This window comes from Wenjunlia tyrosinilytica, assembly GCF_014646055.1.
In the GTDB taxonomy this organism is placed as follows: domain Bacteria; phylum Actinomycetota; class Actinomycetes; order Streptomycetales; family Streptomycetaceae; genus Wenjunlia; species Wenjunlia tyrosinilytica.
In genome coordinates, this window is sequence record NZ_BMMS01000002.1 from 288,156 (window position 1) to 313,929 (window position 25,774).

Below are 25,774 nucleotides of genomic sequence, written 5' to 3' on the forward strand. Positions count from 1 at the left end.
CCCAGGGCTGCGGGGCCCGGGGCCGCCGGCTCGGCGGGCGGCGGCAAGGAGCGGGGCCCCGGCGGGATCCGTACCGCGCTGGCCGGACTGACCACCCGGGGCCGTTCCTTCCTGGCCGCGGGGGGCGCCGCCGCGATCTGCTCGTACCTGCTGGGCCAGCCGGACCTGCTGCGGGTGGGACTTCTGCTGGCGGCCCTGCCGCTGGTGTGCGCCGCCGTGCTGTACCGCACGCGGTACCGGGTGGCGGGAAGCCGCCGTCTCGCGCCGTCGAGGGTTCCCGCGATGTCTGAGGCCAGGGTGCATCTGCGGGTGGACAACGTCTCCCGGATGCCCACCGGCCTGCTGATGCTCCAGGACCGGGTGCCGTACGTGCTGGGGCCACGGCCGCGCTTCGTGCTGGACCGGGTCGAGCCCGGCGGGCACCGCGAGGTCTCCTACCGGGTCCGCTCCGACCTGCGGGGCAAGTACCCGCTGGGCCCGCTCCAATTGCGGCTGACCGACCCGTTCGGCATGTGCGAGCTGACCCGCTCGTTCAGCGCCTTCGACACCTTGACGGTCGTGCCGACCGTGCACCCGCTGGCTCCCGTCCGGCTGGTCGGCGAGTCCACGGGCTACGGCGACAGCCGCACCCGCGCGGTGGCGCTCGCGGGTGAGGACGACGTCATTCCCCGCGGCTACCGGCACGGTGACGATCTGCGGCGGGTGCACTGGCGCTCGACCGCCCGCTACGGCGAGCTGATGGTGCGCCGGGAGGAGCAGCCGCAGCGGGCCCGGTGCACGGTGCTGCTGGACACGCGCAGGCAGGCCCACCGGGGCACGGGTCCGGATTCGACCTTCGAGTGGGCCGTCTCCGGCGCGGCGTCGGCGGCGGTGCACCTGCTGGAGCGCGGCTACGGGGTGCGGCTGCTGACCGACAGCGGCAGCTGCGTGCCCGGCGTGGACGGGGTCGGCGGGGCGGGATACGGCTCCGCGTCCGACACCGCGGGCGTGCTGCTCGACACTCTGGCGGTGGTCGACCACTCCGACGGGGCCGGGTTCTCCCGGGCCCACGATGTGCTGCGCGGCGGGTCCGAGGGACTGCTGGTGGCCTTCGTCGGGGCGCTGGACGAGGAACAGGCGTCCGTGCTGGCCAGGACGCGGCAGCGGGTGGGCGGCGCGGTGGTGTTCCTGTTGGACACCGGTGTCTGGGGCGGTCCGGCCCCGGCGGCGGCTTCCGGCGCGACGGCTTCCGCCATGGCGGTTTCCGGCATGACGGCTCCGGGCGCGACGGCTTTCGGCACGGCGGCGTCCGGCACGGCGGCTTCCGGCGGCTCGGCGGGCGAGGACCCGCTGACGGCGAGGGAGCGCACCCTGCGTGAGGCGGGGTGGAGCGTGCACCGGGTGGTGCCGGGGGCCACGCTGCCGAAGCTGTGGCAGCGCGCCGACCGCTACAGCACGGACGACGGCGGTCCGGTGGCCGCCGGTGGGGGGATGTTCCGATGAGTGGCCGTACCAGGCTGACCCTGTGCTCAGGGCTCGCGACGATCCTCGTCGCCTGCTCGCTGCTGCCGTTGGTCTCGCCGTCCGGCTGGCTGGTGCAGGCGAGCGTGCTCGTGGCCCTTCAGGCGGGTGTGGGTGCGCTGGGACGGCGGGTACCGCTGGCCCGGCCGCTGGCGGTACTGGCGCAGCTCGTCGCCGTCCTGCTGATGCTGACGTTCGTCTTCGCGCGGCACGTGGCACCGTTCGGGATCTTCCCCGGGCCGGGAGCACTGCGCCATCTGGGTGCGCTGGTGGCCGACGGGATGACGGACGTCGGGCAGTACCAGACGCCCGCTCCGGTGACGGACGGCATCCGGCTCATGCTCGTGGGCGGGGTCGTCGTGATCGCCGTGCTGGTCGACGCGCTGGCGGTCACGTACCGCAACGCGGCTCCGGCCGGTCTGCCCCTGCTGGCCCTGTACTCGGTGGCCGCGGGGCTCTCGCAGGACGGCTCGCACTGGCTGTGGTTCGTGCTGGCGGGAGCGGGCTATCTGCTGCTGCTCCTCGCCGAGGGCCGGGACCGGCTCTCGCGCTGGGGCAGGGTCTTCGCGGGCGGCGGTCCGGGGCGCGGCGGCTCCGGAGGGCTCGCCGGAGGCGGCGGCGAGTCGGCCATGGCGCCGGTGCGCACCGGCCGCCGGATCGGGGCCATGGCGCTGGGCATCGCCCTGATCGCCCCGGCCGCGCTGCCGTCGCTGGGTGACGGGCTGCTGGGCGCCGCCGCCAACGGCAGCGGACGCGGGGGCACGGGCAGCGGCACCATCAACGCCAGCGACCCGGTCATCACCATGCAGGACAACCTCAACCAGCCGCAGAACCGTGAAGTGCTCAAGTACCGCACCGACTCCGACACCAACTCGGACATGTACCTGCGGACGGTGTCGCTGGACCAGTTCGACGGCGCCTCGTGGAAGTCGTCGCAGCGCTCGCTGCGGGACGTGCCCGATGCGCTGCCGACCCCGAAGGGCCTCGACCCGGACGTCCTGCGGCAGGAGATCCACACGTCGGTCGCGACGGCGGGCTGGTTCCGCACCAGCTGGCTGCCGATGCCGTACCCGGCGACGAAGGTCGACGTGCGCGGGAGCTGGCGGTACGAGCCGGAGGCCCGCACGGTCGTCGGCGATCACAAGCAGACCACGGCGCTGGTGAGGTACCAGGTCAGCAGCTTGCGGGTGAAGCCGACCGCCGCGCAGCTGGCGTCCGCCCCGGAGCCTTCCGGAGCGCTGGCCGACGAGTACACCAAGGTCCCGGCGGACCTTCCGCTGGTGGTCAGGAGCGAGGCCGAGGGCGTGACGAGGGGCGCGGCCAACCACTACGAGCAGGCGATGAAGCTCCAGGAGTGGTTCACCACGTCCGGGGGCTTCTCGTACAACACGCGGGTCAGCTCGGGGACGGGCACCACGGCGATCGTGCGCTTCCTGAGGAACAAGGAGGGCTTCTGCATCCACTACGCCTTCACCATGGCGGCGATGTCGCGCACGCTCGGCATCCCGTCGCGGGTGGCCGTGGGGTTCGTACCGGGGGCGGCGCTGTCGGACGGCTCGTACTCCGTGGGGTCCAAGGACGCGCACGCGTGGCCGGAGCTGTACTTCCAGGGCGTGGGCTGGGTGCGTTTCGAGCCCACGCCGTCTCGGGGCAGCACGCCCGACTACGCGCAGGCGCAGACGCCCAGCGACCGGGCGACCAACCCCACGGACACCCCGAGCGACACGGCGTCGCCCTCCACCGGGCCGTCCTCGCAGGTGACCTGTGACGCCAGGGCGCAGCGGGCCGGGGACTGCTCGACGCAGGGTCCTCTGGTGGTCGACAACTCCTCCGACGGGGGCTTCCCGACGGCGGCGGTCGCGGGGATCGTCATCGGCGCGCTGGTGCTGCTGATGCTCCTCCTGCCGGTGCTGTGGCGGGCCCGGGTGCGGGCGAGGCGGCTGGGCGGGGGCCACGTCGGTGGCGCCGCCGGGGCGAGGACCCTCGCGGGGTGGCAGGAGCTGCTCGACACCGCCTGGGACTACGGGATCACTCCCGACGTGAGCGAGACGCCGCGCCGGGCGGCGGCGCGGCTGGTGAGGGCGGCGGGCCTGGACACGGAGACGGCTGAGGCCGCGCACCGTGTGGCGTCGGCGGTGGAACAGGTGATGTACGCGCCCGAGCCGCGCCCGGTCCCGGGTCTGGCGGACGACGTGCGCAGAATCGAGTCCGCCCTGTCGGCGGGCGCCGGCCGCGGGGGCCGCCTTCGCGCCCTGCTCCTGCCCCGCTCGAGTGTCCGGGTCCTCTGGACGGTCTCCGACGCGTGGGCCGGTCTCAGGGACCGGTGGCTGGAGGCGGTCCGCAAGGTGCCGATCCCCGCACGCCTGCGGCAAGGCGCGACGGGGCGCTGACACGCCCCCGCCCCGTCGGCGGCCCACCGCCCTCGCGGGTGGGCCACCGACGGGCACGTGAGCGGGAAACAGCAAGCCCCGAAGAGCCGAGGACAGCCGCAGCCAGCCCCGATGCCAGCGACCGCCCACGCCAGTGGGCCACCGACGGGCACGTGAGCGGGAAACAGCAAGCCCCGAAGAGCCGAGGACAGCCGCAGCCAGCCCCGATGCCAGCGACCGCCCACGCCAGTGGGCCACCGACGGGCACGTGAGCGGGAAACAGCAAGCCCCGAAGAGCCGAGGACAGCCGCAGCCAGCCCCGACGGCAGCGACCGCCCACGCCAGTGGGCCACCGACGGGCACGTGAGCGGGAAACAACGAGCCCCGAAGAGCCGAGGACAGCCGAGGTCGGCCCTGCCGGCTGCGGCCGTCCTGGCCACCGCGGGCGCGGTGGTGCTACGGGGAGGTCGTCGGCTCCCCCGGTCGGCGCCGAGGGCCCCGGCCGGGTCGGCCCGTTCACAGGCGGCGGTCCGCGCACACCGAGGCACGGCGGTTCCCGGCTCACCGGGCCCTGTGCCCATGGCGCCGCGCTGCGGGCCCTGTGCCCACGGCGCCGCGCTGCCGGAGACGGCGGGCGCCGCTCGGCAGTTGGGGCTGTCTGTTCGCGGGAGCGGCGCCCGGCCCGCCGCTGCGGGCAGGCCAGGCACGGCCGCCCCGCAGGGCGCGGGGATCTGCCAGGGTGCGACGGGGCGCCGGCGGGCCGCACTCCGTGTCTCAGCCCCGAGCCCACCGGGCGCGGGAGAGCGCCGTGCAGCGGTCGCCGGGCCGGTCGGTGCGCCGACGGCGCCCCACCCCGAACACGCCGACCCCCGTCCCCGAGCGGGCTCGGGGACGGGGGTCGGCGTTCACGTAACGGCGTGCTTTGCGCGGCGGCCGACTAGCCGCCCTGTTGTTCGTCGCGGCGGCGCTGCCAGCGGTCTTCGATGCGGTCCATGACCCGGCCTCGGCGGCGGGTACGGCCGGAGCGCCTGCCGGGTGTCCCTTGGGCCTGCGGCTGTTCGCCCGGCTTGGGCGCGCGCCGCCATCCGGTCACCGCGAGCGAGGCGCAGCCCAGCATCACCAGGAACCCGACAACGCTGACCCACCAGACCTGGCCCACCATCCCGGCCATCAGGAGCGCGATACCCACCAAGAAGCCCGCGACCGCCTGGTAAACCCGTCGCCGGGTGTACGTGCGCAGCCCGCTTCCCTCAAGCGCTGTCGCGAACTTGGGATCTTCGGCGTACAGCGCTCGCTCCATCTGCTCGAGCAGTCGCTGCTCGTGCTCCGAGAGCGGCACGGAGTCCTCCTACTCGTCGGTCGCGGGGGCGACCGGTGCGACCCCTTCAAGGATAGGCAGGGAATCGCCGTCATGAAACCCGCCCCACTGCGCACAGCTACTCACTGGAGTACCCCCGTTCCCTCAAGGGACACTGTCCCCTCGGTGGACCGATCGTCCTCCGGTGCCGAACCCGGCATGCCTCCCCGTGTGGAGAGCACCGCCCCGAAGTCGATTCTCTCGATGTCGAGAGGTGCATTCCCCGTCCGTCGGCTCCTCATGCCGTAGTGCTTTACCAGATCATACGGTCCGGACGGCGTGAACGGGTGGCTGAAGGCGGTTCCTTGTGGCTCGAGGTGACGCAGGACTCACGCGCGGGAAGCGAGGACGTGCAGTTGAGTCGCGAACGAGTGGAATGCCGCCAGTTCCGCCGCGGCCGACTCCAGGCGCAGCAGCGCGTCGAGAGCTCCGGGCTCGGTGTCCACCAGGACGCCCGGCACCAGGTCGGCGAAGACCCGCACCCCGTGCACGGCTCCCACGACGAGCCCCGCCGAGACGAGCAGCTCGGTGAGGCCCTCGGCGGTGAACCGGCGGGGCATCGGGTCGGCCTCGCCCCAGCGGCCGTCGAGGTCGGTCAGGGCATGCTGGGCCTCGGTGAAGTGACCCGCGATGGCGCGGGCGAGCACCGCCCCGTTGCGGTTGGCCGCGAGCAGGCTGAGCGTGCCGGTGGAGCGCAGCGCCCCCACGACATTGCCGACGGCCTCCGCGGGGTCGTCCACGTACTCCAGGACGCCGTGGCACAGCACCACGTCGTGCGCGTCGCGCTCGACCACGTCCAGCAGGCCATGGGTGTCGCCCTGCACACCCCGGACCAGCTCGGTGACCCCGGCCTCCGCCGCCCTGCGCTCGAGGGCGAACAGGGCGTCGGGGCTGGGGTCCACGACGGTGACGCGGTGACCGAGGCGGGCGACGGGCACCGCGAAGTTGCCCGTGCCGCCGCCGGTGTCGAGCACGTCGAGCACCTCACGGCCCGTGGTCTTGGTCTGCCGGGTCAGGGCGTCGCGCAGCACATCCCAGACCACGGCGGTACGCAGGGAGGCACGGGGACGCAGCGGGTCGGACACGGCGGGTGGCTCCTCGTGCGGTGGTGGATCGACGGCGGTGCGCCGACAGGGCGGAACGGGCTCCACCTTAGAGCGTCGGGCACCCCGTCCTCCCCTCCCCCGGCGATCATCCCGCCCGCGGTACGCGCTCCCCCGGCGATCATCCCGCCCGCGGTATGCGCTCCTCCTCCCGCGGCGGGTCCCCCTCCACCGGCCCGGGCTGGGCGGGCAGCGGGGGCTGGAGCACCAGCAGGCGCTCGACGAGCCGCAGGAACATCCCCGCGGCGCGGATCAGGTCGTCCGCGTCCCTGGCGCTCGCCGCCCCCTCGATACCGGCCTCGGCCCGCGCCCGCCGGACCGCGCCGGCCGCGAACAGGGCGCTCCACTCGGCCAGCTCCGGGGCGGCCTCGGGCAGCACCTCCCAGGCACTGCGGATCCGCTTCCTGCGCCGCTCGCTCGTCTCCGGGCGGCCGCGCACGGCGAGGACGGCCGCGGCGGTGCGCAGCGCGGCGAGGTGGGCGGTGGAGTAGCGCTCGTTCGGCGTGGAAAGGGCGGCCGCTTCCTCGAGCCCTCGGTGCGCCTGCGCCAGCAGGTCGAGGGCGGCGGGCGGTGCGGTGGCCTTGCGGAGTACCGGGTGGACGTCAGCGGCGGGGCCGTTGGTGAGGCCCGCGGCGCGGCGGGCTGCTGCGGACAGGGCCATGGGGCAGCCTCCTCCATCTTCCTCGCGCCGACGCGCTGGTCGGCGACTCGAAGTCCCCCGACCGGGCCGGTCGGAGGCCGTTCACCGACATAGTGGGGCACACCACTGACAATCCGCCCTGACCTGCGGAAACACTGTAAACACCTGTTCGATCAAGGCTCGTCGGGCAGGACTTCGGCCGGCAGGCCGCGCCCCGACTCCTCCCGCGGGGCCGGGGAATCGCCCGGCCCCGCCGTCGACGCACCCTCTGCGCACCCTTGGCGCACCCCCAACTCCCCCTCGGAGGCGCCGATCGCCCGCCCCCGGCCGCCGCCCCTTCCCTGCTTCCCCAGGAACCCGGCCCCCGTTTGCCAAACACCCGGGCCCCGTTTTTATACTGACCGGTCAGTTCAATCACTCGCGGCCAACAGGAGAGGAACCGGTGGACAGCACCCCGGAGACCCCGGCCACCCCGGAGAAGCCCCCGGCCACCCCGGCCCCGACACCCGGGACCCCGACGATCGCTTCCGTCCCCCCGGCCCCCACCCGCGAGGGCGCCGCCCTCTCGGTGGACGGCCTGCGCATGCGGGGGCCGCGCGGCCCGGTGTACGGGGATGTGCGGTTCGAGGCCGGGCCCGGCAGCCTGGTCGCCATCGAGGGGCCATCGGGCTCCGGCCGTACCTGTCTCCTGCTCACGCTCGCCGGCCGTATGCGGCCCACCTCGGGCAAGCTGCTCGTGGACGGTCTGCCGCTGCCCCAGCACATGGCGGCCGTACGGCGGTTCACCGCCCTCGGGCCGGTCGAGGGGGTCAACGACCTCGACCCGGCTCTGACCGCCGCCGAGCACATCCACGAACGCGTGCTGCTGCTGCGGCGGTTCGACGGCGCCCTGCCCGACCTCTTCCGCCCCCGCCGGGGCCGCCGCGCCGCCGACGAGGAGCGCCGCACCCACGAGGCGCTCGAACTCGCCGGGCTGCGCGCCGAGGACCTTCCCCGCGGCCTCGACACCCACGTCCGGCAGCTGTCCGCCCTCCAGGTGCTGCGCCTGGGCACGGCCATGGCGCTGATCGGCCGCCCCCGTCTGCTCTGCGTGGACGACGCCGACCGCGGCCTCGGCTCCGGGGAGCGCGCCGAGGCCTGGCGGATGCTGCGCGCGGTCGCCGCCGCCGGGACGACCGCCGTCGCCACCTGCTCGCAGGCCCCGGAGGTCCCGCAAGGCCCCGAAGGCCCGAGGGGCCCGGAGGACAACGGCGCCGTGACCGTCCGCCTCGAACCGCCCCACACCCCCGGCCGCCCCGGCCACCCCCACGGCACCGACGACACCGACGACACGGAGAAGGAGGAAGCCGCCGATGCGCTCGTTCAGGCTGGCCGGCCTTGAGCTGAGGAGGTTCGGCCGGGGCAGGCTGCCCCGGGCGGCGATGGCGGCCCTGATGATCCTGCCGCTGCTCTACGGAGCGCTGTACCTGTGGTCGTTCTGGGACCCGTACGGCCGGCTCGACCGGGTGCCGGTGGCGCTGGTCAACGCCGACCGGGGGGCCACCGTCGGCGGCAAGAAGCTCAACGCGGGCGACGACATCACCCACGGGCTCCGCAGGAGCAAGTCCTTCGACTGGCAGGTGGTGGACGCCGACGAGGCCGCCGAGGGAGTCGAGAACGGCACGTACTACCTCTCCCTGACCATCCCCCGGGACTTCAGCTCCCGCGTCGGCTCCAGCTCGGGCGACCACCCGGAGACCGGCGCCCTGCGGGTGAGGACCAACGACGCCAACAACTACATCGTCGGCCAGATCTCCCGCACCGTCTTCTCCGAGGTCCGCACCGCCGCGTCCACCAAGGCCTCCCGCGGCTTCTACGACAAGATCTTCGTGTCCTTCTCCGACCTCCACGACAAGACCGAGAAGGCGGGCAAGGGCGCGGACGACCTCGAGCAGGGCGCGGGCAAGCTCCACGACGGCGCCTCCCGCCTCTCCGACGGCCTGTCCACGGCCGAGAAGGGCAGCGGTGACCTCGCCGACGGACTCGGGCGGCTCGGCAGGGGCACCCGTGACCTCGCCAGGGGCGCGCACACCGCCGCCTCGGGCACTCAGCAGCTCGCGGACAAGGTCAACAAGGCCTCCGACACCTACCGCCCCTTCGTGCGCGACCACGCCGACGAGATCGAGAAGGCCGCCCGGCTCGTCGCCAAGGGTTCCAAGGTCATCAAGGACGACCTGGGCAAGCTCCCCGCCACCACCAGCAAGGCCGCCGCGGACGCCCGCAAGGCGGCGGACGACCTCGAGGCCGTCTACGCCGACCAGTGCCCCGGCGGCACCGCGGGCCCTGCCTGCCCGCAGCTGAAGCGGGCGGTCAAGGCGGCGCGGGACGTGGCCGGGGTGGCCGCCGACGTCGACTCGGCGGTCCAGAAGAACAAGCCCGCTCTCGAAGCCCTGTCCAAGGACCTCGACCGGGTCCACGACCTCGCCACGCAGATCGCCGACACCGCCCCGCATCTGCTCTCCACGCTCGACAACGCGGTCAGGAAGGTCAACGACCTCAACAACGGGGTCCACGACCTCGCCGACGGCGCCGACACGGTGGCGGCCAGTACCGGCACCGCCCACCAGGGCGCGAAGAAGCTGCACGACGGCATCGGCGACCTCGCGGACGGCAGCGACACCCTCGTCAACGGCCTCTACAAGCTCTCGGACGGCGCCGGCCACCTCGCCACCGGGCTGCACGACGGGGCGAAGAAGATCCCGGACTACAGCGGCAGCGAGCGCGACCACCGCGCCTCGGTCATGAGCGACCCGGTCCAGCTGGCCAACAAGCACCTCAACCGGGCCCCCAACTACGGCACCGGATTCGCTCCCTACTTCATCCCGCTCGCCCTGTGGGTGGGCACCATGGTCGGCTACATGCTGATGCGGCCGCTCAGCGACCGCGCCCTGGCCGCGGGCGCCCGGAGCTGGCGGATCGCGGTCGCCGGCTGGCTGCCCGTCGCGGCCGTGGGGGTCCTCCAAGCCGGGGCGCTGCTGGCCGTACTGCACTGGGCGGTCGGCCTCGACATGGTCAGGGCGGCGGGCACGATCGGCTTCCTGGCGCTGACCGTGGCGAGCTTCGCCGCGATCATGCAGTGGCTCAACGCGCAGTTCGGCGCGGCCGGGCGGCTGCTGGCCCTCGCCCTGCTGATGCTCCAGCTGACCTCCGCGGGCGGTACCTACCCGGTGCAGACCAGCCCCCGCTTCTTCAACGCCGTCCACCCGTTCCTCCCGATGAGCTACGTGGTCGACGGACTGCGTCACCTGATCAGCGGGGGCGGGACCGGCCCGGTCTGGCGGGCCTGCGCGGTGCTCGCCGCGTTCGGCCTGGCCTCCCTGGCGGCCACGACGTGGGCGGCGCGGCGAAAGCAGGTGTGGAGCATGAGCAGGCTGCACCCGGAGCTGTCGCTGTGATCGTCCGGGAAGCGGGGAGAATCACCCCCATGAACAGCGCACGTCGTCAGGCCACCCGGCAGAAGCTCTACGAAGCGGCCGTCACGCTCATCGCCGAGCAGGGCTTCTCCTCCACCACCGTCGACGAGATCGCCGAGCGGGCGGGGGTGGCCAAGGGCACCGTCTACTACAACTTCGCGAGCAAGACGGAGCTGTTCGAGGAACTGCTGAGGCACGGGGTGGGACTGCTGACGCGGTCGCTGCGCGAGGCCGCCGAGGCGGGGGTCAAGACCTCCGGCCGCCATGTGGACGCGCTGGACGCCATGATCCGCGCCGGGCTGGACTTCATCGCCCGCTACCCCGCCTTCACCCAGCTGTTCGTCGCCGAGCTGTGGCGCACCAACAGGGCCTGGCAGTCGACCTTGCTGATGGTCCGCCAGGACGCGGTGACGGTGGTCGCCACGGTCCTGAAGGACGCCGTGGACGCGGGTGAGCTGAGCGAGGAGCTGGACATCCCGCTCACGGCGTCGGCGCTGTTCGGGATGGTGCTGGTGGCGGCGCTGGACTGGCAGGCGTTCCAGCCCGAGCGCAGCATCGACGACGTTCACGCGGCTCTGTCCCGGCTGCTCCAGGGCCGGGTCGCCAGCGGCTGACAAAGGCCGGAGAGCATCGAGCGAGGGGGGCCGGACCGGTCGTGCGACCGGTCCGGCCCCATCCATTCCCCCGTTGGGCCCATCCAACGGCCAAGCACCGTTCCGCCGCCCCGTGTCGGCGGTCCGTTGCTCTCCCCGTGTCCACCACTGTGCCGTTCCCGCAGGTGGCACCCCATCCGCTCGGGTACTCAACTCACCGCCTGAGTACCCCTGCTCAGGGCTGCGTACGAACGCGGGGCCGCGATCCCGTCCCCTCCGCTAGCATCAGCGCCCAGCGCGAGGGCGAGACGCCCGGCGCGAGGCGAGACGGAGGACGAGGAGTGTCGGTTCTACCCCTGATATTCACCAGCGGCTGGGCGAGCGGGATCAATGCCTACGCCGTGGTGTTCCTGCTCGGTCTGCTCGGCCGGATCGGGGTGACCGACGACGTCCCGGGCGCGCTCCAGCGCATGGACGTGCTCGTCGCCGCCGGCCTGCTCTTCTGCGTGGAGGCCGTCGCCGACAAGATCCCCTATGTGGACACGATGTGGGACGCGGTGCACACCGTCGTCCGGCCGGTCTCCGGTGCCGTGGTCGCCATGCTCCTGAGCGGGCACGACGGTTCGGTCGGCCAGCTCGCCGCGGGCGCGGTGGGTGGTGGTACGGCCCTGGCCAGCCATCTGGTCAAGGCCGGAACGCGGATGGCGGTCAACACCTCGCCCGAGCCCGCGAGCAATATCGTGGTCAGCCTCGCCGAGGACTTCGGCGTCGCGGGCATCGTCATCTTCGCCGTGTTCCATCCGGTCGCCGCGGCCGTCATCGCGGGGCTGATGCTGCTGCTCGGGATCCTGACGATCTTCTTCATGGCGAAGAAGATCAGGCAGTTCCTACGGCGCCGGCGCGAGCGCCGCCTCCAGAAGGCGATGGCCCACCAGAGCGCGTAGCCCCATTCCCGGGACCGGCCACCGAGCCGATAGAGTCATGACTTATGGCACGAATTGTGGTGATCGGCTCGGGGATGGGCGCTCTCGCGGCGGCCGCCCGGCTCGCGACCACCGGGCACCGGGTGACGGTCTGCGAGCGGTCCCGGACCCACGGCGGCGCGGTCGGCCGCCACGAGCGGGACGGATTCTCCTTCGACACCGGCCCCGGTCTGCTCAACCTCCCCGCCGTCTACCGCGACCTGTTCATCAAGACCGGCAAGGAGACCCTCGAGGACAGCGTCGACCTGCGCGAGGTCGATCCCGCCGTGCGCCATGTCTTCGCCGACGGTACGGAGTTCACCCTCCCCAATGCCTCACGCGCGGGCGTCGTCTCCTCGCTGGACGAGGCGCTGGGCGCGGGCAGCGGTGAGCGGTGGACGGACCTGCTCAACCGGGCGCGCGGGGTCTGGGAGGCCACCCGCCGCCCCCTGCTCGAGGAGCCGCTGGAGGGGGCCGATCCCTCCGCTCTGGCCCACGACCCCTACGTTCCGCTCAAGCGCCCCTGGCTGCGCCGCCGCAGCGCCACGCTCACCGGCGTGGCCCGCCGCGAGCTCAAGCACCCCGCCCTGGTGGCGATGCTGGAGGAGTACGCGCTGCGCTACGGCTACGACCCGCGTACCGCCCCCGCGAGCCTGGTCGTGCTGCCGTACATGGAGGCGACCTTCGGCACCTGGTACATCGGCGGCGGGATGCGCTCGCTCGCGGACGCGGTGTTCCAGCGGTGCGAGGAGCGCAAGGTGGAATTCCTGTTCGGGGCGGAGGTGACGTCCCTGCTGGGCGACGGCAGCCGTGTGACCGGCGTCGGGCTGGCCGACGGATCCCGGATCGAGGCGGACCACGTGGTGGCCGGAGCGCCCGTTCCCGGCCTGGACCGGCGGGAGTCGGCGCAGCACACCGCCACCGGCCGGTGCACCGTCCTGATCGCCGCACAAGGTGCCCGCCCGCCGGGGACCGTCCACCGCACGGTGGTGCACGCCCTGGAGCGGACCGAGGAACTCGACGCGCTGTTCGGGGAGGATCCGGTGGTCTCCGCCCGCCCGACCCTCCAGGTGCTGCGCCCCGACGACCTCGCGCTGTGCCCCGACGACGGCCATGAGGCCATCACCGTGACCGCCACGGTGCGGACCCGGGGAGTGGACTGGGCGGTGCCGGGCGTCGCCGACTCCTACGCCGACCGGCTGGTGGAGGCGGCGGGGTCGGCCGTTCCGGATCTCGCGGAGAGGGTGCTGTGGCGCGAGGTCCGCACCCCCGCCGACACAGCGGCGCAGACGGGCGCCCCCGAGGGCCGCGTCCCGGGTCCGGCGCTGGCCGGGCAGGGGGGCGGCTGGCTCGCCGCGGGCAACCGCGGAAGCACGGAAGGGCTCCACTTCGTGGGCGGTTGGGCGCATCCGGGCGGCGGGCTGCCGCACGCGGGGATGTCGGGCGCGCTGGTCGCCGAGCTCATCGGCACCTGAGCCGGCCGCACGCGGGCCCAAGGCGACGCGCACCCGGCAGGACCGGCGCTCCGAGGGGCCCGGCGACCCCGAGCGAACGAGACCCCCGAGCGAACGAGACCAACGAGACCTCAGTACCGGTGCTGGTCGTACCCGCTCGGGTCGGCCGCGGGCGCCGGCGGATAGGGCTCCTCGGTCTGCTGCTGCGGCACCCAGACGCCGCCGGGCGGGGTGCCGTAGGGGTCGTACGGGTCGCCCTGGCCGCCGCCTTGGCCCTGCGGCGGCTGGTACGTCAGCGGGTCGGCGTTCCAGCCGCCCTGGTCGCCGTACCCGTAGGCCGTGGTGTCGTAGGAACCCGCGCCGTACCCCTGGGCGCCGTACTCCTGGGCGCCGTAGCCCCCCGAGGGGTCATAGGCCGAGTTGTCCGCCGGGCCGCCGTAGGAGGCGCCGCCCTGCGAGCCCGTCCCGTAGCCGTTGTCCGGGTTCACGGTGCCGTAGGAGCCGGTGTCCGAGGTGCCGCCGGTGCCGTACGCGCCCGAGCCGTACGCCGCCGCGGCGCTGTCGTACGCGGCCGCCTGGTAGTCGGCGGTGCCGCCGTACCCCGCGCCGTAACCCCCGTACGTATTCGCGGCGTTGGGGGCGTAGGAGCGGGTGTCGTAGGCGTTCTGGCCGTAGCCGCCGCCGTAGCCGTATCCGGCGCCGTCGTACGGCCCACCGGCCGACGGGTCGTGCCCGAGGGACGGGTCGGGCACATAGGCGGACGAGGTGGTGTAGGCGGCGTACTCCCCGGTGTCGTCGCCGATCGCCTCGGGCTGGTAGACCGGCGGGGCGCTGTCGCGGGCGTCGCTCCCGCTCCCGGCCGGCTCGATCGGGGAGACGGACAGAGTCGGCACCGGGCGCTGCTCGGCCGCTCCCCCGCCCTGGCCCCGGCGGCTCATGCCGGGGCGGCCGACGAGCGCCCATCCGGCCGCGTAGCCACGGCGGTAGGACATCGTCACGAAGGTCTGCCCGATGGCGAACGCTATGGCGCCGAGCGAGATGACGGCGATGCTGCGCATGGCCACTCCCGCGACCACGCCCATGAACCCGGCGAACGCCAGCAGCCTCCACCGCAGCCGCGCCTTGTACTGCATGAGCACCTCGCCCAGCAGCCACAGCGCGACCACCCCGAACGCGATGTAGAGCACCGTATAACCCATGGGCGCACATTCCTTGTCGTTTGGAGCGTTTGCGGCCTTTGCCCGCCGCTGGAGGCTCAGCTCCTCTGGTGCAGCCCGAGGTTCTGGTAGATCTCCAACGTCGCCGTCGAATGATTCAGGGTAATGAAGTGCAGCCCCGGTGCGCCCTCCGCGAGCAGTCTCTCCGACATCTTTGTGGCGTACTCCACGCCGACCGCGCGTACCGCCGCCGGGTCCTCCTCGACCGCGTGGAGGCGTTCTGCCAGGTCGGAGGGGAAGGCGGCGTTGCTCAACTGCGCGAAGCGTTCGATCTGGCGCACATTCGTCACCGGCATGATCTCAGGGATCACCGGCGTCTCGCACCCGGCCGCGGCGACCCGGTCGCGCAGCCGGAGGTAGTCCTCGACATGGAAGAACATCTGGGTCACCGCGTAGTCGGCGCCCGCCGCGCACTTGGCGACGAAATGCTTGATCTCGGTGTCCCAGTCGGCGGACCTCGGGTGCCGCTCCGGGAAGGCGGCGACGCCCACGCAGAAGTCGCCGGACTCCTTGATCAGCCGCACGAGGTCGATGGCGTACTCGACACCCTGGGGATGCCTGACCCACTCGCCCTGCGGGTCACCGGGCGGGTCGCCGCGCAGGGCGAGCATGTTCCTGATCCCGGCGTCGGCGTACTGCCCGATGATGTTGCGCAGCTCCGCCACCGAGTGCTCCACGGCCGTCAGGTGCGCCACGGGGGTCAGCGTGGTGTCGGAGGCGATCCGCTCGGTCATCCGGACGGTCCGCTCACGGGACGAGCCACCGGCTCCGTAGGTCACGGAGACGAAGGTCGGGCGGACAGCCTCGATCCGGCGAATGGCATTCCACAGGTTCCGCTCACCCTTGTCGGTCTTCGGGGGAAAGAACTCGAACGAATACGAGCTCTCTCCGGAAGCGAGGAGTTCACGGATGGTGGCCGCGTGATCGGGCCGGGTCGAGGGAGTGCCGAGTGCCATGGGGGTCAGGCTAACCACACAACGTGACAAACGCACGACCTCTCACGAAGTGGACAATTTCAGCTCGTGGAACACTCGGTCTCGCCTGGTGGACCACTCATGAAATTGCGCCGGTCAGCCCTGTGCGGCGCGCAGCCGCTTGGCGAACAGCGCCGCGGCCTCCGCCGGGTCGTCGGCCCCGGTGATCGCCCGGACGACGACCACCCGCTCGGCACCGGCGTCGAGCACCTCGTCGAGGTTTCCGGCGTCGATGCCCCCGATGGCGAACCAGGGGCGCCTCGTCCCCAGGGCGGCGGTGTACCGGACGAGGCCGAGGCCCGGCGCGTGCCGCCCCGGCTTGGTCGGGGTCGGCCACACCGGGCCGACGCAGAAGTAGTCCGCTCCCGCCTCGGCGACGGCCGCGTCCACCTCGGACTCGGAGTGCGTGGAGCGCCCGATCAGGACGCCGTCGCCGAGGATGGCGCGAGCGGCGGGCACCGGAAGGTCGCCCTGCCCGAGGTGGAGGACGTCGCTCTCGATGGCGTGGGCGACGTCCGCGCGGTCGTTGACCGCCAGAAGGCGGCCGTGCCGGCGGGCGGCGTCCGCGAAGACCTCGAGGTGCTCGAGCTCTTCGCGGGCCTCCATTCCCTTGTCCCGCAGCTGCACGATGTCCACCCCCGCCGCCAGTACCGCGTCCAGGAACTCGGGCAGGTCCCCCTGCCGCTTGCGGGCGTCCGTGCACAGGTACAGACGGGCGTCTGCGAGGCGGTCGCGCGGCACGGGCATACATGCACTCCTAGAGAGGGTGGGTCATCACGGTCGCGGGGGCATCGCGGCCGCCGGTCATCGCGGCTGCGGGGGCATCGCGGCCGCCGGTCGTCGCGGCCGCCGGGTCGCGGCGGCCGCAGCCGTCACAGGGCCAGCGCCTGGGCGCGCCGCTTGACCTCGGTGCCGCGGTTCTCGGCCAGCGCCCGGGCGGGGGTGCCGGGCAGCGACGGGTCCGGGGTGAACAGCCACTCCAGGGCCTCGCTGTCGCTGAACCCGTCGTCCTTCAGCACGGTCAGGGTTCCCACGAGCCCCTTGACGATCTTGCCTTCGCCGATGAACTCCTCGGGGACCTGAAGGGTGCGGTTCTCGCCCCGGCGCACGGCGATGAGCTGGCCTTCCTTCACCATCTGCCGTACCCGGGTCACCTCCACTCCCAGCCGCTCCGCGACGTCCGGGAGGGTCAGCCAGGAGCCTACGAGTGTGTCGGTATTAACGTCGATCTCGGTCACAGGACAAGCCTGCCATCCCGGCGAGCCTTCCGGGTACCTCGTTCGGGGACCACGCCCTAGGACAGCGCGGACTTCAGCGGAACGGAGGGGTCCGCCACCCGCGCCCGGTCCAGTGCGGCGCCCCTTTCGATCATCTTGCGCCCCTGGGCCAGGTCGCGGGGCCTGCCCACCGCCAGAAGGGCGACGAGCCTGCCGCCGTGCAGCCAGCACACCGACCACGCGCTCTCGGCCGGGTCGCCCCGCCGGACCATCTCGTCGGCCCCCTCGTGGTGCCCGGCGTACTGGACGAAGCGGTCGAACTGCTCGGACCAGAAGTACGGCACCGGGTCGTAGGCGACATCGCCCCCCAGCACATTCGCCGCGACGGCCTTGGGCCCGTGCACCGCGTTGTCCCAGTGGTGCACCAGCAGCCGGGTGCCGTAGCGGGCGGAGGGGAACGAGGCGCAGTCGCCGACCGCGAAGACGTCCTCGGCCGAGGTGCGCAGCCGGTCGTCGGCGACCACGGCCCGGTCGGGGCCGAGCTCGATTCCGGATCCGGCGAGCCAGCCGGTGGCGGGCCGCGCCCCGATGCCGATCACGACCGCGTCGGCGGCGAGCCGGTCCCCGTTCGGCAGGTGGACCGCGCCCGGCTCGACCCGGTCCACGGCGGTGCCGGTCAGCAGCGTCACCCCGGCGGCGGCGTACCAGGCGCGCATGGGCTCGGTGACCTCGTCGGGCAGCGCCCCGCCGAGCGGCTGCCGCGCCGCCTCGACGACGGTGACCTCGCAGCCGGACTGCCGCGCGACCGTCGCGAACTCGGCCCCGATCCATCCGGCGCCGACCACCACGACCCGCTCGTGGTGCTCCAGGACCGGCCGCAGGGCGACCGCGTCGTCCAGCGTGCGCAGCAGGTACACCCCGGCGACGCCCTCGCTGCCGGGCAGGGCCACGGGTTCCGCTCCCGTGGCGAGCACCAGCCGGTCGTAGCCGACGGGGCCGGCGTCGGTGAGCAGGACCCGCTCGTCCGGACGGACCTCGACGGCTCGCCTGCCCAGCAGGAGTTCGACGTCCAGGGCGTCGAAGTCGATGTCGAACGCCGAGCTCTCCACCGTCCCGAGCAGGAGCGCCTTGGACAGGGGCGGCCGGTCGTACGGGGGGTGCGGCTCCTCGCCGACCACGGTCACCCGCCCGGAGAAGCCCTCGTCGCGCAGGCTCACCGCCGTCTGCACCCCGGCCATCCCGGCCCCGACCACGACGACCCGCTGCATGTGCGCTCCCTCATCGGAACCGGATCCCCAGTGGATCCCCTGCCCTCCATGATCTCTCGCACTACATCCTGACGGGATGTCAGCCGTCAATCTGTTCCACCACGCTCGTGCCGCTGCCCTCCTGCGACTCCCACTCCCAGGTCTCCTCCAGCCGGAGCCTTCCGCCGGGGAGCGTGACGACCGTGCTCACGCAGTGGCCGCCGGAGGTGCCTCCATCGCGCCTCAGCTGCACATACCGGAAGTCGAGCCGGTCGCCGTCCCGTGTGCCCACGAGGTGGCCGCGCTCGATCGCCCCGCCCGAGTACTCCGCCCAGATCCGGCCGTCGCGCTCGTGGTAGGCGAACCGGGTGGAGGTGCCGACCTCACCGCCCTCGGGGTCGGCCGCGGGGGCGAAGAGCAGTCCGTCGAGCGAGGAGGTCAAGGGTCGTCTCCCGGGCAGGTGCCGAAACAGGGGGGCGATACGTGCACTTCGCACACGTACTAGGGTGGGCAGGGTAAGACACACGCGGGAGTCCGGACGCACCGGGCTGAGAGTGGGGCTGGACGGCCCCTGACCGTACGAACCTGATCCGGGTCATGCCGGCGAAGGGAGGGGATGTTCCCGTGCGACAGCCATCCGACGTGATCGTCGTCGGCGGCGGTGTCATCGGACTGGTCACCGCTTGGCGGGCCGCGCTCAAGGGGCTGCGGGTCGAGGTCCTCGATCCCGAGCCGGGGCGCGGGGCGGCACAGGTCGCCGCCGGGATGCTCGCGGCGGTCACCGAGCTCCAGTACGGCGAGCAGACGCTGCTGCGTCTCAACCTCGCCTCCAGCGCCCGCTATCCGTCGTTCGTCGCCGAGCTGGAGGACGCCTCCGGCATGGACTGCGGCTACCGGCGCTGCGGCACGCTCGCGGTGGCCCTCGACGCCGACGACCGCGCGCAGCTTCGCGAACTCCACACGTTCCAGACCTCGATGGGCCTGGAGGCGTCCTGGCTGACCGGCCGTGAGTGCCGCCGCCTCGAGCCGATGCTCGCCCCCGGGGTGCGCGGCGGGCTGCGGGTCGACGGCGACCACCAGGTGGACCCCCGGCGCCTCGTCGCCGCCCTGCTCCAGGCGTGCCTGCACGCCGGGGTGCGCCGCCATCTGGTGGCCGCCCGGGAGATCAGGGTCGCCGACGGCCGTGCGAGGGCGGTCGTCCTCGACGACGGCCGGGTGCTGGCCGCCGACCAGATCGTGCTCGCGGCCGGCAGCCGCAGCGACCGGCTGGAGGGGCTGCCCGAGGACGTCGTCCCGCCGGTCCGCCCGGTCAAGGGCCAGGTGCTGCGGCTGCGCGTCCCCCGCGCCCACGCCCCGTTCCTGTCCCGCACCGTGCGGGCGGTCGTCCGCGGCGGCCATGTCTACCTGGTGCCCCGCGAGAACGGGGAACTGGTCGTCGGCGCCACTTCCGAGGAGATGGGCGACGACACCACCGTGACCGCCGGGGGCGTCTACGAGCTGCTGCGCGACGCCCATGAGCTGGTGCCCGGGATCACCGAACTGCCGCTCGTGGAGACCTGCGCGGGCCTGCGCCCCGGCTCCCCCGACAACGCCCCGCTGATCGGCCCCACCGACCTGCCCGGCCTGGTGCTGGCCACCGGCCACTACCGCAACGGCATCCTGCTCACCGCCGTCACCGGAGACCTCATGGCCGAGATCCTGGCGACCGGCACCGTGCCCGAGCAGGCCCTGCCGTTCGCCCCGCAGCGCTTCGGCGCGGCGCGGCGCACCGCGCCGCAGACCGCGCCCGAAGCCACGGCAAGAGAACTCACCGCACGAGAACTCACCGCACGAGAACTCCAGGAGGTGGCCTCGTGACCTCGACGGTCCCCACGCGGCGAGGCCCCCAGGAGGGCCCGGTCCGCGTCAGCGTCAACGGCGAGCCCCGTCTCGTCCCCCCCGGACTCTCCCTCGCCGCCCTCGTCGCCGATCTGACCACCGCCTCCTGCGGGGTCGCAGCCGCGCTCAACGAGGCCGTGGTCCCCCGGGGCCAGTGGGAGACCACCGTGCTCGGCGACGGCGACCGCGTCGAGGTGCTCACCGCGGTGCAGGGAGGCTGACCGACATGGCCGACGATCCCCTCGTCATAGCCGACACCTCGTTCGGCTCCCGTCTGATCATGGGCACCGGAGGGTCGCCCAGCCTGGACGTGCTGGAGCACGCGCTGCTGGCCTCCGGCACCGAACTGACCACCGTGGCGATGCGCAGGGTCGACCCGACGGTGAAGGGCTCGGTCCTCGGAGTGCTCCAGCGCCATGGCATCCGGGTCCTTCCCAACACCGCGGGTTGTTTCACCGCCGGCGAGGCGGTGCTCACCGCTCGGCTGGCCCGGGAGGCCCTGGGCACCGACTGGGTCAAGGTCGAGGTCGTCGCCGACGAGCGCACCCTGCTGCCCGACCCCGTCGAACTCCTCGACGCCGCCGAGACCCTCGTGGACGACGGCTTCGTCGTGCTGCCCTACACCAATGACGACCCGGTGCTCGCCCGCAAGCTCGAGGACGTCGGCTGCGCCGCGATCATGCCGCTGGGCTCCCCCATAGGCTCCGGGCTCGGCATCCGCAATCCGCACAACTTCCAGCTCATCGTGGAGCAGGCGAACGTCCCCGTGATCCTGGACGCCGGAGCGGGCACCGCCTCGGACGCCGCCTTCGCGATGGAACTCGGCTGCGAGGCGGTCATGCTCGCCTCGGCGGTGACCCGGGCGCGGGAGCCCGCGCTGATGGCCGAGGCCATGCGCAAGGCCGTGGAGGCCGGGCGGCTGGCCCGCCGTGCGGGGCGGATCCCCCGCCGCCACTACGCCGAGGCGTCCTCACCGGTCGAAGGTGTCGCCCACCTCGACCCCGAGCGTCCGGCGTTCTGATTCCGGGAAGTCACGGTTCCTCAACAGATGGCGGCGCGGCGCACCAGGACGGTCACATACCGGCTGCTGGGACATTCACGGCTCGTACACTCCAATGCGTGGATACGACCGTGAAGGACCCTTCCCCCGCCTTCGGTCAGGGAGACCCGATCATCGGGCGGACGCTCGACGGGCGCTACCGGGTCGAGGGGCGCGTCGCCGTCGGCGGCATGGCCACGGTCTACCGGGCCGTCGACACGCGTCTGGACCGCCTGCTGGCGCTCAAGGTCATGCACCCGGGACTCGCCTCGGACCCCGGGTTCGTGGACCGCTTCATCCGCGAGGCGAAGGCCGTCGCCCGCCTGGACCACCCCAATGTGGTCGGCGTCTACGACCAGGGCACCGACGGCACCTATGTCTTCCTGGCGATGGAGTACGTCGCCGGATGCACCCTGCGCGACGTCCTGCGCGAGCGCGGGGCGCTCCAGCCGCGGGCCGCGCTCGACATCCTGGAGCCGGTCCTGGCCGCGCTCGGCGCCGCCCACCGCTCGGGCCTGGTCCACCGGGACGTCAAGCCCGAGAACGTCCTGATCGGCAACGACGGGCGGGTCAAGGTCGCCGACTTCGGCCTCGTTCGGGCGGTGGACACCAACACCACCAGCACCACGATGGGTTCGGTCCTCGGCACGGTCTCCTACCTCGCTCCCGAGCAGATCGAGCACGGCACGGTCGACGCCCGCTCCGACGTGTACGCCTGCGGTGTCCTGCTGTACGAGATGCTCACCGGCAGCAAGCCCCACGAGGGCGGCACCCCGATGCAGGTGATCTACAAGCACCTCAACGAGGACATCACCGCGCCGTCGAAGGCCCACCCGGGCCTCGCCCCCGAGCTGGACCAGCTCGTCGCCAGGGCGAGCGCACGCGACGCCCAGCGCCGTCCGGGGGACGCGATCGAACTGCTGGCCTTCCTCCAGGCCACCCGCCGGGCGCTCACCGACGAGCAGCTGGACGCGGCCGCGCCCGCGGCCCCGCTCGACGACGCCGCGGCCACCGGTGCCGCAGCGGCCGGTTCCGTGCGCTCCGGGGCCGCCGGTGACGAGGACCGTACGACCCTTATCCCCCGGCCCGTCGCCTCCCCGGCGCAGGCCCCCGGCACCGCTGCCGCCGCCTTCTCCCAGGAGCCGCTGAACCGCACCTCGCGGCTCCAGCTGCCGCCCGAGCTCGTCGGCCGCAGGGCCGAGCCCGCCGCCCACACGATGAGCGGCCCCCCGCCCCGCTCCCGCTTCCGCGAGCGGCGGGGGCTGATCGGCCTGATCACCGTGCTCGCGGTGGCGCTCACGGTCGGCGCGGTCGCCTGGTTCATCGGCGAGGGCAGGTACACCACCACCCCCAGCGTGCTGCGGATGACGCAGGCACAGGCCCAAAAACACCTGGACAAGGCTGGCCTCGAGGCCCGTTTCACCAAGCAGTTCAGCGAGACCATCCCGGCGGGCCGGGTCATCTCCACCGACCCCGCCAACGGTTCACGGGTCCGCGGCGGCTCCACCGTCAAGGTCGCTCTCTCCTCCGGTCCCGAGCGGATCGCCGTCCCCGAGGTCGAGGGCGAGACCCTGGCGGACGCCAAGCGCGAGATCCGCGACGCCGGGCTGACCGTGGGCACCCTCGGCAAGGAGTTCAGCGACTCCGTGCCCGAGGGCCAGGTCGTCAGCACCGACCCCGAGGTCGGCAGCGCGCAGAAGCCCGACACCCCGGTCTCGATCGTGATCAGCAAGGGCGAGCCCGTGGACGTGCCCGATGTCGTCGGCCGCGACCTCGACGACGCCCGCGCCGACCTCGAGGACAAGGGCCTCACGATGGAGATCGCCCCCGAGGAGGTCTTCTCCGACGAGGTGGACAAGGGCGCGGTGGCCGCCCAGACCCCGGAGGACGGCAATCAGGCCGTCATGGGCTCGACGGTCACGGTGACGATCTCCAAGGGCCCCCAGCTCTTCGAGGTCCCCGACGTGATGGGCAAGGACAAGGACAAGGCCCAGCGCAAGCTGGAGGAGGCCGGGTTCAAGGTCGACATCACCGACACCGTGCCGCTGTTCGGCGACGACAAGGTCTGGCGTCAGTCCCCCGACGGGGGCTCCGAGGAGCCCAAGGGGACGACCATCAACCTATGGGTCCGTTGATGGCGGACGCGGTGAGCGGCGCCGGGGCCGTGCCCCCGGCGGACGCCATGTCCCTGACCGGGGGCGCGCCCCTGACCGGCGCCGCGCGCAACCCGGTCGGCGGTCATGTTCCCGTGGCCGGGGGCCTGGCGAAGGTGGGCCTGTCCTACGCCCGGGAGATGGGCGCCGAGGCGGTGCAGGTCTTCGTGGCCAACCCTCGCGGCTGGGCCATGCCGGAGGGCAGCGCCCGACAGGACGAGGAGTTCCGCGAGGCCTGCCTGACCGCGTCGATACCCGCCTACGTCCACGCCCCCTACCTGATCAACTTCGGCTCGCACACCGAGGCCACCGCGCAACGGTCCGTGGACTCGGCCCGCCACTCGCTGCGCCGCGGCCGGGCCATCGGGGCCCTGGGCGTGGTGGTGCACACCGGCTCGGCGACGGGCGGGGCGCCTCGCGCGAAAGCGCTGGCGCAGGTGCGCGAACTGGTGCTGCCGCTGCTGGACGAGCTCGACGAGGACGACGCCCCCTGGCTCCTGCTGGAGCCGACCGCGGGGCAGGGCTCGTCGCTGTGCTCGCGGGTGTGGGACCTCGGACCGTACTTCGACGCCCTGGACCACCATCCCCGGCTCGGGGTCTGCCTGGACACCTGCCATGTCTTCGCCGCCGGGCACGACCTCGCCGGCCCCGGCGGGATGAAGCAGACCCTGGACGCCCTGGTGGACACGGTCGGCCCGGGAAGGCTGCGGCTGATCCACGCCAATGACTCCAAGGAGGCGGTCGGCGCCCACCGGGACCGCCACGAGAACATCGGCGAGGGGCACATCGGCGCCGAGCCGTTCCGCGAGCTGTTCACACACCCCGAGACCGAGGGGGTGGCGCTGACGATCGAGACTCCCGGGCCCAAGGCGCAGCACGCGGCGGATGTGGCCCGCCTCAAAGCCCTGCGCGACGGCCCCTGACCCTGCGCCAGCGCCCGACGACGCGCGGCCGCGGCCGTGGGAACCTTGGGAAACCCTGGGAGAAGAGCCCTAGAGCTCCGGCCCGTCCCCCGGCTCCTCCTGGTACGAGAAGCGCTGCTCTTTCCACGGGTCCCCGAGATTGTGGTAGCCGCGCTCCTCCCAGAACCCGCGCCGGTCCGAGACCATGTACTCCACGCCGCGGACCCATTTGGGCCCCTTCCAGGCATAGAGATGGGGCACGACGAGCCGCACCGGAAAGCCGTGCTCGGCGGTGAGCGGCTCTCCCCCGCGATGGGTGGCGAAGAGAGCCCTGGCATCGGCGAAATCGGCTATGCGCAGATTCGAGCTGAAGCCGTACTCGGCCCACACCATGACATGCGTGACATCGTCGGCCGGGGGCGCCAGTTTCAGGATCTCGGCGGTCGAGACCCCGTTCCACTCGACGTTCGGCATGGAGAAACGGGTGACGCAGTGGAAGTCGCCGACCACGGTGGTACGCGGCAGCGCCGAGAACTCCTCGTGGTTCCAGCAGTGCTTGTCCCCGGAGGCGGTGGCCCCGAAGACACGGAACTCCCAGCGGTCCTGCTTGAACCGCGGCACCGGCCCGTAGTGCAGTACGGGCCAGCCGCGCTGGAGCCGCTGGCCCGGAGGCAGCTGGGCCGATCCCTCTTCGTGTTCGGACTGACCCATGACTCCATGGTGACAGACCCGCGGGGGTGCTCCGTACTAAGCGTGTACTTACTGGAAGCGCTTCCCCGACAGTGCGAGGATGGCGCAGCTTTCGAGTTGTTCTTGTTCCGGCGCGTTGTTCCATCCTCCAGGAAGGCAGCACACACCATGCAGGGCGATCCCGAGGTCATTGAATTCCTGAACGAGCAGCTGACGGCGGAGCTGACGGCGATCAACCAGTACTTCCTGCACGCGAAGATGCAGGAGAACTTCGGCTGGACCAAGCTCGCCAAGTACACCCGTGCCGAGTCCTTCGACGAGATGAAGCACGCGGAGATCCTGACCGACCGGATCCTCTTCCTGGAGGGCCTGCCGAACTACCAGCGCCTCTTCCACGTCAGGGTCGGCCAGACCGTCACCGAGATGTTCCGCGCGGACCGCGAGGTGGAGGTCGAGGCGATCGACCGGCTGCGGCGCGGTATCGAGCTGATGCGGGCCAAGGGCGACATCACCTCTGCGAACATCTTCGAGGCGATCCTCGCGGACGAGGAGCACCACATCGACTACCTGGACACACAGCTGGAACTCGTGGAGAAGCTGGGAGAGGCGCTGTACATCGCGCAGCTCATCGAGCAGCCGGAGAGCTGACCGGGCGGCCGGCCGCGCGGGCGGCGACAGACTCGGGCGGCGACGGGCTCAGGCGGCGACGGCGGGACGCTCGGCCGCAGGAGCATCGGCCTCCGCGGCCGCACCGGCCCCGGCGGCCACGGTCCTCGGGGCACCGCTCGCGGGGACCGCGATCCCGGCCAGGAGGGTCTCGGACAGGGCCCCGCGCTTGCGGGAGCAGTCCACCGGCCGACCGAGCAGGGTCTGTATCCGTCGTACGCAGCTGCCGCAGTCGGTGCCCGCCTTGCAGGCCGACGCGATCTGCCGCGGAGTGCACGCGCCGGAGTCCTTGTGGGCGTGAACCTGCTCTTCGGTGATCCCGAAGCAGGAGCAGACGTACACGCAGGACACCCCCAAAGGC

24 protein-coding genes and 1 riboswitch are annotated in these 25,774 nt (G+C 72.8%); of the genes, 13 read left to right on the forward strand and 11 right to left on the reverse strand.

Annotated elements, in window-relative coordinates:
* The first annotated feature begins 66 nt into the window (after window positions 1-66).
* Together IEY86_RS03485 and IEY86_RS03490 are read left to right on the forward strand one after the other, a co-directional pair.
* Window positions 67-1,482, forward strand: coding sequence for a DUF58 domain-containing protein (locus tag IEY86_RS03485; protein WP_189130065.1), 1,416 nt, complete (start codon window positions 67-69; stop codon window positions 1,480-1,482).
* On the forward strand, window positions 1,479-3,890 hold the full coding sequence (locus IEY86_RS03490) for a transglutaminase TgpA family protein (protein WP_189129971.1): 2,412 nt from the start codon (window positions 1,479-1,481) through the stop codon (window positions 3,888-3,890). Before IEY86_RS03485 ends, IEY86_RS03490 begins: the two co-directional genes overlap by 4 nt.
* Before the next feature lie 916 nt (window positions 3,891-4,806).
* Here IEY86_RS03490 and IEY86_RS03495 read toward each other — a convergent pair.
* From IEY86_RS03495 to IEY86_RS03505, 3 genes are all read right to left on the reverse strand, one after another.
* Window positions 4,807-5,208 carry an SCO2097 family morphological protein gene (locus tag IEY86_RS03495; RefSeq protein ID WP_189129972.1) on the reverse strand — a complete coding sequence of 134 codons (402 nt, stop codon included), beginning with the start codon at window positions 5,206-5,208 and terminating at the stop codon, window positions 4,807-4,809.
* Between the two features lie 347 nt (window positions 5,209-5,555).
* A complete protein-coding gene (locus IEY86_RS03500) occupies window positions 5,556-6,311 on the reverse strand; it encodes a methyltransferase (RefSeq protein ID WP_189129973.1) in 756 nt (251 codons plus the stop codon).
* Window positions 6,312-6,450: 139 nt separating this feature from the next.
* Window positions 6,451-6,990 carry an SAV_6107 family HEPN domain-containing protein gene (locus IEY86_RS03505; protein ID WP_189129974.1) on the reverse strand — a complete coding sequence of 180 codons (540 nt, stop codon included), beginning with the start codon at window positions 6,988-6,990 and terminating at the stop codon, window positions 6,451-6,453.
* A 421-nt stretch (window positions 6,991-7,411) separates the two neighbouring features.
* Here IEY86_RS03505 and IEY86_RS03510 point away from each other — a divergent pair, with 421 nt between their 5' ends.
* The 5 genes from IEY86_RS03510 to IEY86_RS03530 all read left to right on the forward strand — a co-directional run bounded on the left by IEY86_RS03510 (window position 7,412) and on the right by IEY86_RS03530 (window position 13,451).
* Window positions 7,412-8,350, forward strand: a complete 939-nt coding sequence (locus IEY86_RS03510; RefSeq protein ID WP_229698120.1) for an ABC transporter ATP-binding protein — start codon at window positions 7,412-7,414, stop codon at window positions 8,348-8,350.
* A complete protein-coding gene (locus IEY86_RS03515; protein ID WP_189129975.1) occupies window positions 8,322-10,403 on the forward strand; it encodes a YhgE/Pip domain-containing protein in 2,082 nt (693 codons plus the stop codon). Before IEY86_RS03510 ends, IEY86_RS03515 begins: the two co-directional genes overlap by 29 nt.
* Window positions 10,404-10,432: 29 nt before the next feature.
* Window positions 10,433-11,035: a TetR/AcrR family transcriptional regulator gene (locus IEY86_RS03520; RefSeq protein WP_189129976.1), complete on the forward strand. Its 603-nt coding sequence runs from the start codon at window positions 10,433-10,435 to the stop codon at window positions 11,033-11,035.
* Window positions 11,036-11,355: 320 nt separating this feature from the next.
* Window positions 11,356-11,958, forward strand: a complete 603-nt coding sequence (locus IEY86_RS03525; RefSeq protein WP_189129977.1) for a DUF4126 domain-containing protein — start codon at window positions 11,356-11,358, stop codon at window positions 11,956-11,958.
* A gap of 44 nt (window positions 11,959-12,002) precedes the next feature.
* The gene (locus IEY86_RS03530) at window positions 12,003-13,451 is read left to right on the forward strand and encodes a phytoene desaturase family protein (protein WP_189129978.1); all 1,449 of its coding nucleotides are present in this window, start codon (window positions 12,003-12,005) and stop codon (window positions 13,449-13,451) included.
* A gap of 110 nt (window positions 13,452-13,561) precedes the next feature.
* Here the strand turns inward: IEY86_RS03530 and IEY86_RS03535 are convergent, their stop codons facing one another.
* The 6 genes from IEY86_RS03535 to IEY86_RS03560 all read right to left on the reverse strand — a co-directional run bounded on the left by IEY86_RS03535 (window position 13,562) and on the right by IEY86_RS03560 (window position 18,527).
* Window positions 13,562-14,629, reverse strand: coding sequence for a hypothetical protein (locus tag IEY86_RS03535; RefSeq protein WP_189129979.1), 1,068 nt, complete (start codon window positions 14,627-14,629; stop codon window positions 13,562-13,564).
* Between the two features lie 56 nt (window positions 14,630-14,685).
* Window positions 14,686-15,603 carry a methylenetetrahydrofolate reductase [NAD(P)H] gene (gene metF / locus IEY86_RS03540; RefSeq protein WP_189129980.1) on the reverse strand — a complete coding sequence of 306 codons (918 nt, stop codon included), beginning with the start codon at window positions 15,601-15,603 and terminating at the stop codon, window positions 14,686-14,688.
* Window positions 15,604-15,717: 114 nt separating this feature from the next.
* Window positions 15,718-16,368 (reverse strand): thiamine phosphate synthase, encoded by a 651-nt coding sequence (thiE, locus tag IEY86_RS03545; protein ID WP_189129981.1) that lies wholly within the window; start codon window positions 16,366-16,368, stop codon window positions 15,718-15,720.
* 125 nt (window positions 16,369-16,493) lie between these two features.
* Window positions 16,494-16,859: an Rv2175c family DNA-binding protein gene (locus IEY86_RS03550; protein ID WP_189129982.1), complete on the reverse strand. Its 366-nt coding sequence runs from the start codon at window positions 16,857-16,859 to the stop codon at window positions 16,494-16,496.
* A 56-nt stretch (window positions 16,860-16,915) separates the two neighbouring features.
* The gene (locus IEY86_RS03555) at window positions 16,916-18,106 is read right to left on the reverse strand and encodes an NAD(P)/FAD-dependent oxidoreductase (RefSeq protein WP_189129983.1); all 1,191 of its coding nucleotides are present in this window, start codon (window positions 18,104-18,106) and stop codon (window positions 16,916-16,918) included.
* 79 nt (window positions 18,107-18,185) lie between these two features.
* Window positions 18,186-18,527 (reverse strand): avidin-fold protein, encoded by a 342-nt coding sequence (locus IEY86_RS03560; protein ID WP_189129984.1) that lies wholly within the window; start codon window positions 18,525-18,527, stop codon window positions 18,186-18,188.
* A gap of 74 nt (window positions 18,528-18,601) precedes the next feature.
* A riboswitch (TPP riboswitch) is annotated at window positions 18,602-18,714 on the forward strand.
* Between IEY86_RS03560 and thiO the strand changes: the two genes are divergently transcribed.
* The 5 genes from thiO to IEY86_RS03585 all read left to right on the forward strand — a co-directional run bounded on the left by thiO (window position 18,683) and on the right by IEY86_RS03585 (window position 24,078).
* On the forward strand, window positions 18,683-19,942 hold the full coding sequence (gene thiO / locus IEY86_RS03565; RefSeq protein WP_189129985.1) for a glycine oxidase ThiO: 1,260 nt from the start codon (window positions 18,683-18,685) through the stop codon (window positions 19,940-19,942). Its footprint overlaps the riboswitch before it by 32 nt.
* Window positions 19,939-20,184, forward strand: a complete 246-nt coding sequence (thiS, locus tag IEY86_RS03570) for a sulfur carrier protein ThiS (protein ID WP_189129986.1) — start codon at window positions 19,939-19,941, stop codon at window positions 20,182-20,184. Before thiO ends, thiS begins: the two co-directional genes overlap by 4 nt.
* Window positions 20,185-20,189: 5 nt before the next feature.
* A complete protein-coding gene (locus tag IEY86_RS03575; RefSeq protein ID WP_189129987.1) occupies window positions 20,190-20,984 on the forward strand; it encodes a thiazole synthase in 795 nt (264 codons plus the stop codon).
* Between the two features lie 98 nt (window positions 20,985-21,082).
* Window positions 21,083-23,137 (forward strand): Stk1 family PASTA domain-containing Ser/Thr kinase, encoded by a 2,055-nt coding sequence (pknB, locus tag IEY86_RS03580; RefSeq protein WP_229698122.1) that lies wholly within the window; start codon window positions 21,083-21,085, stop codon window positions 23,135-23,137.
* 47 nt (window positions 23,138-23,184) lie between these two features.
* Window positions 23,185-24,078, forward strand: coding sequence for a deoxyribonuclease IV (locus IEY86_RS03585; RefSeq protein ID WP_189130068.1), 894 nt, complete (start codon window positions 23,185-23,187; stop codon window positions 24,076-24,078).
* A 69-nt stretch (window positions 24,079-24,147) separates the two neighbouring features.
* Here IEY86_RS03585 and IEY86_RS03590 read toward each other — a convergent pair whose 3' ends face one another.
* Window positions 24,148-24,768, reverse strand: coding sequence for a sulfite oxidase-like oxidoreductase (locus tag IEY86_RS03590; protein WP_189129988.1), 621 nt, complete (start codon window positions 24,766-24,768; stop codon window positions 24,148-24,150).
* Between the two features lie 147 nt (window positions 24,769-24,915).
* Between IEY86_RS03590 and bfr the strand changes: the two genes are divergently transcribed.
* Entirely contained in the window at window positions 24,916-25,395 is a 480-nt protein-coding gene (gene bfr, locus IEY86_RS03595) for a bacterioferritin (RefSeq protein ID WP_189129989.1), read from the forward strand.
* A 48-nt stretch (window positions 25,396-25,443) separates the two neighbouring features.
* Here the strand turns inward: bfr and IEY86_RS03600 are convergent, their stop codons facing one another.
* Window positions 25,444-25,755: a (2Fe-2S)-binding protein gene (locus tag IEY86_RS03600; protein WP_189129990.1), complete on the reverse strand. Its 312-nt coding sequence runs from the start codon at window positions 25,753-25,755 to the stop codon at window positions 25,444-25,446.
* Window positions 25,756-25,774: the final 19 nt, after the last annotated feature.

Bases quoted from the DNA above. Each gene is read 5' to 3' on its own strand.
- IEY86_RS03490 (WP_189129971.1), top strand. From the start codon at position 1,479: ATGAGTGGCCGTACCAGGCTGACCCTGTGCTCAGGGCTCGCGACGATC.
- IEY86_RS03505 (WP_189129974.1), bottom strand. From the start codon at position 6,990: ATGGCCCTGTCCGCAGCAGCCCGCCGCGCCGCGGGCCTCACCAACGGC.
- IEY86_RS03515 (WP_189129975.1), top strand. From the start codon at position 8,322: ATGCGCTCGTTCAGGCTGGCCGGCCTTGAGCTGAGGAGGTTCGGCCGG.
- IEY86_RS03520 (WP_189129976.1), top strand. From the start codon at position 10,433: ATGAACAGCGCACGTCGTCAGGCCACCCGGCAGAAGCTCTACGAAGCG.
- IEY86_RS03530 (WP_189129978.1), top strand. From the start codon at position 12,003: ATGGCACGAATTGTGGTGATCGGCTCGGGGATGGGCGCTCTCGCGGCG.
- IEY86_RS03535 (WP_189129979.1), bottom strand. From the start codon at position 14,629: ATGGGTTATACGGTGCTCTACATCGCGTTCGGGGTGGTCGCGCTGTGG.
- metF (WP_189129980.1), bottom strand. From the start codon at position 15,603: ATGGCACTCGGCACTCCCTCGACCCGGCCCGATCACGCGGCCACCATC.
- thiE (WP_189129981.1), bottom strand. From the start codon at position 16,368: ATGCCCGTGCCGCGCGACCGCCTCGCAGACGCCCGTCTGTACCTGTGC.
- IEY86_RS03555 (WP_189129983.1), bottom strand. From the start codon at position 18,106: ATGCAGCGGGTCGTCGTGGTCGGGGCCGGGATGGCCGGGGTGCAGACG.
- thiO (WP_189129985.1), top strand. From the start codon at position 18,683: ATGCCGGCGAAGGGAGGGGATGTTCCCGTGCGACAGCCATCCGACGTG.
- IEY86_RS03575 (WP_189129987.1), top strand. From the start codon at position 20,190: ATGGCCGACGATCCCCTCGTCATAGCCGACACCTCGTTCGGCTCCCGT.
- IEY86_RS03585 (WP_189130068.1), top strand. From the start codon at position 23,185: ATGTCCCTGACCGGGGGCGCGCCCCTGACCGGCGCCGCGCGCAACCCG.
- IEY86_RS03590 (WP_189129988.1), bottom strand. From the start codon at position 24,768: ATGGGTCAGTCCGAACACGAAGAGGGATCGGCCCAGCTGCCTCCGGGC.
- bfr (WP_189129989.1), top strand. From the start codon at position 24,916: ATGCAGGGCGATCCCGAGGTCATTGAATTCCTGAACGAGCAGCTGACG.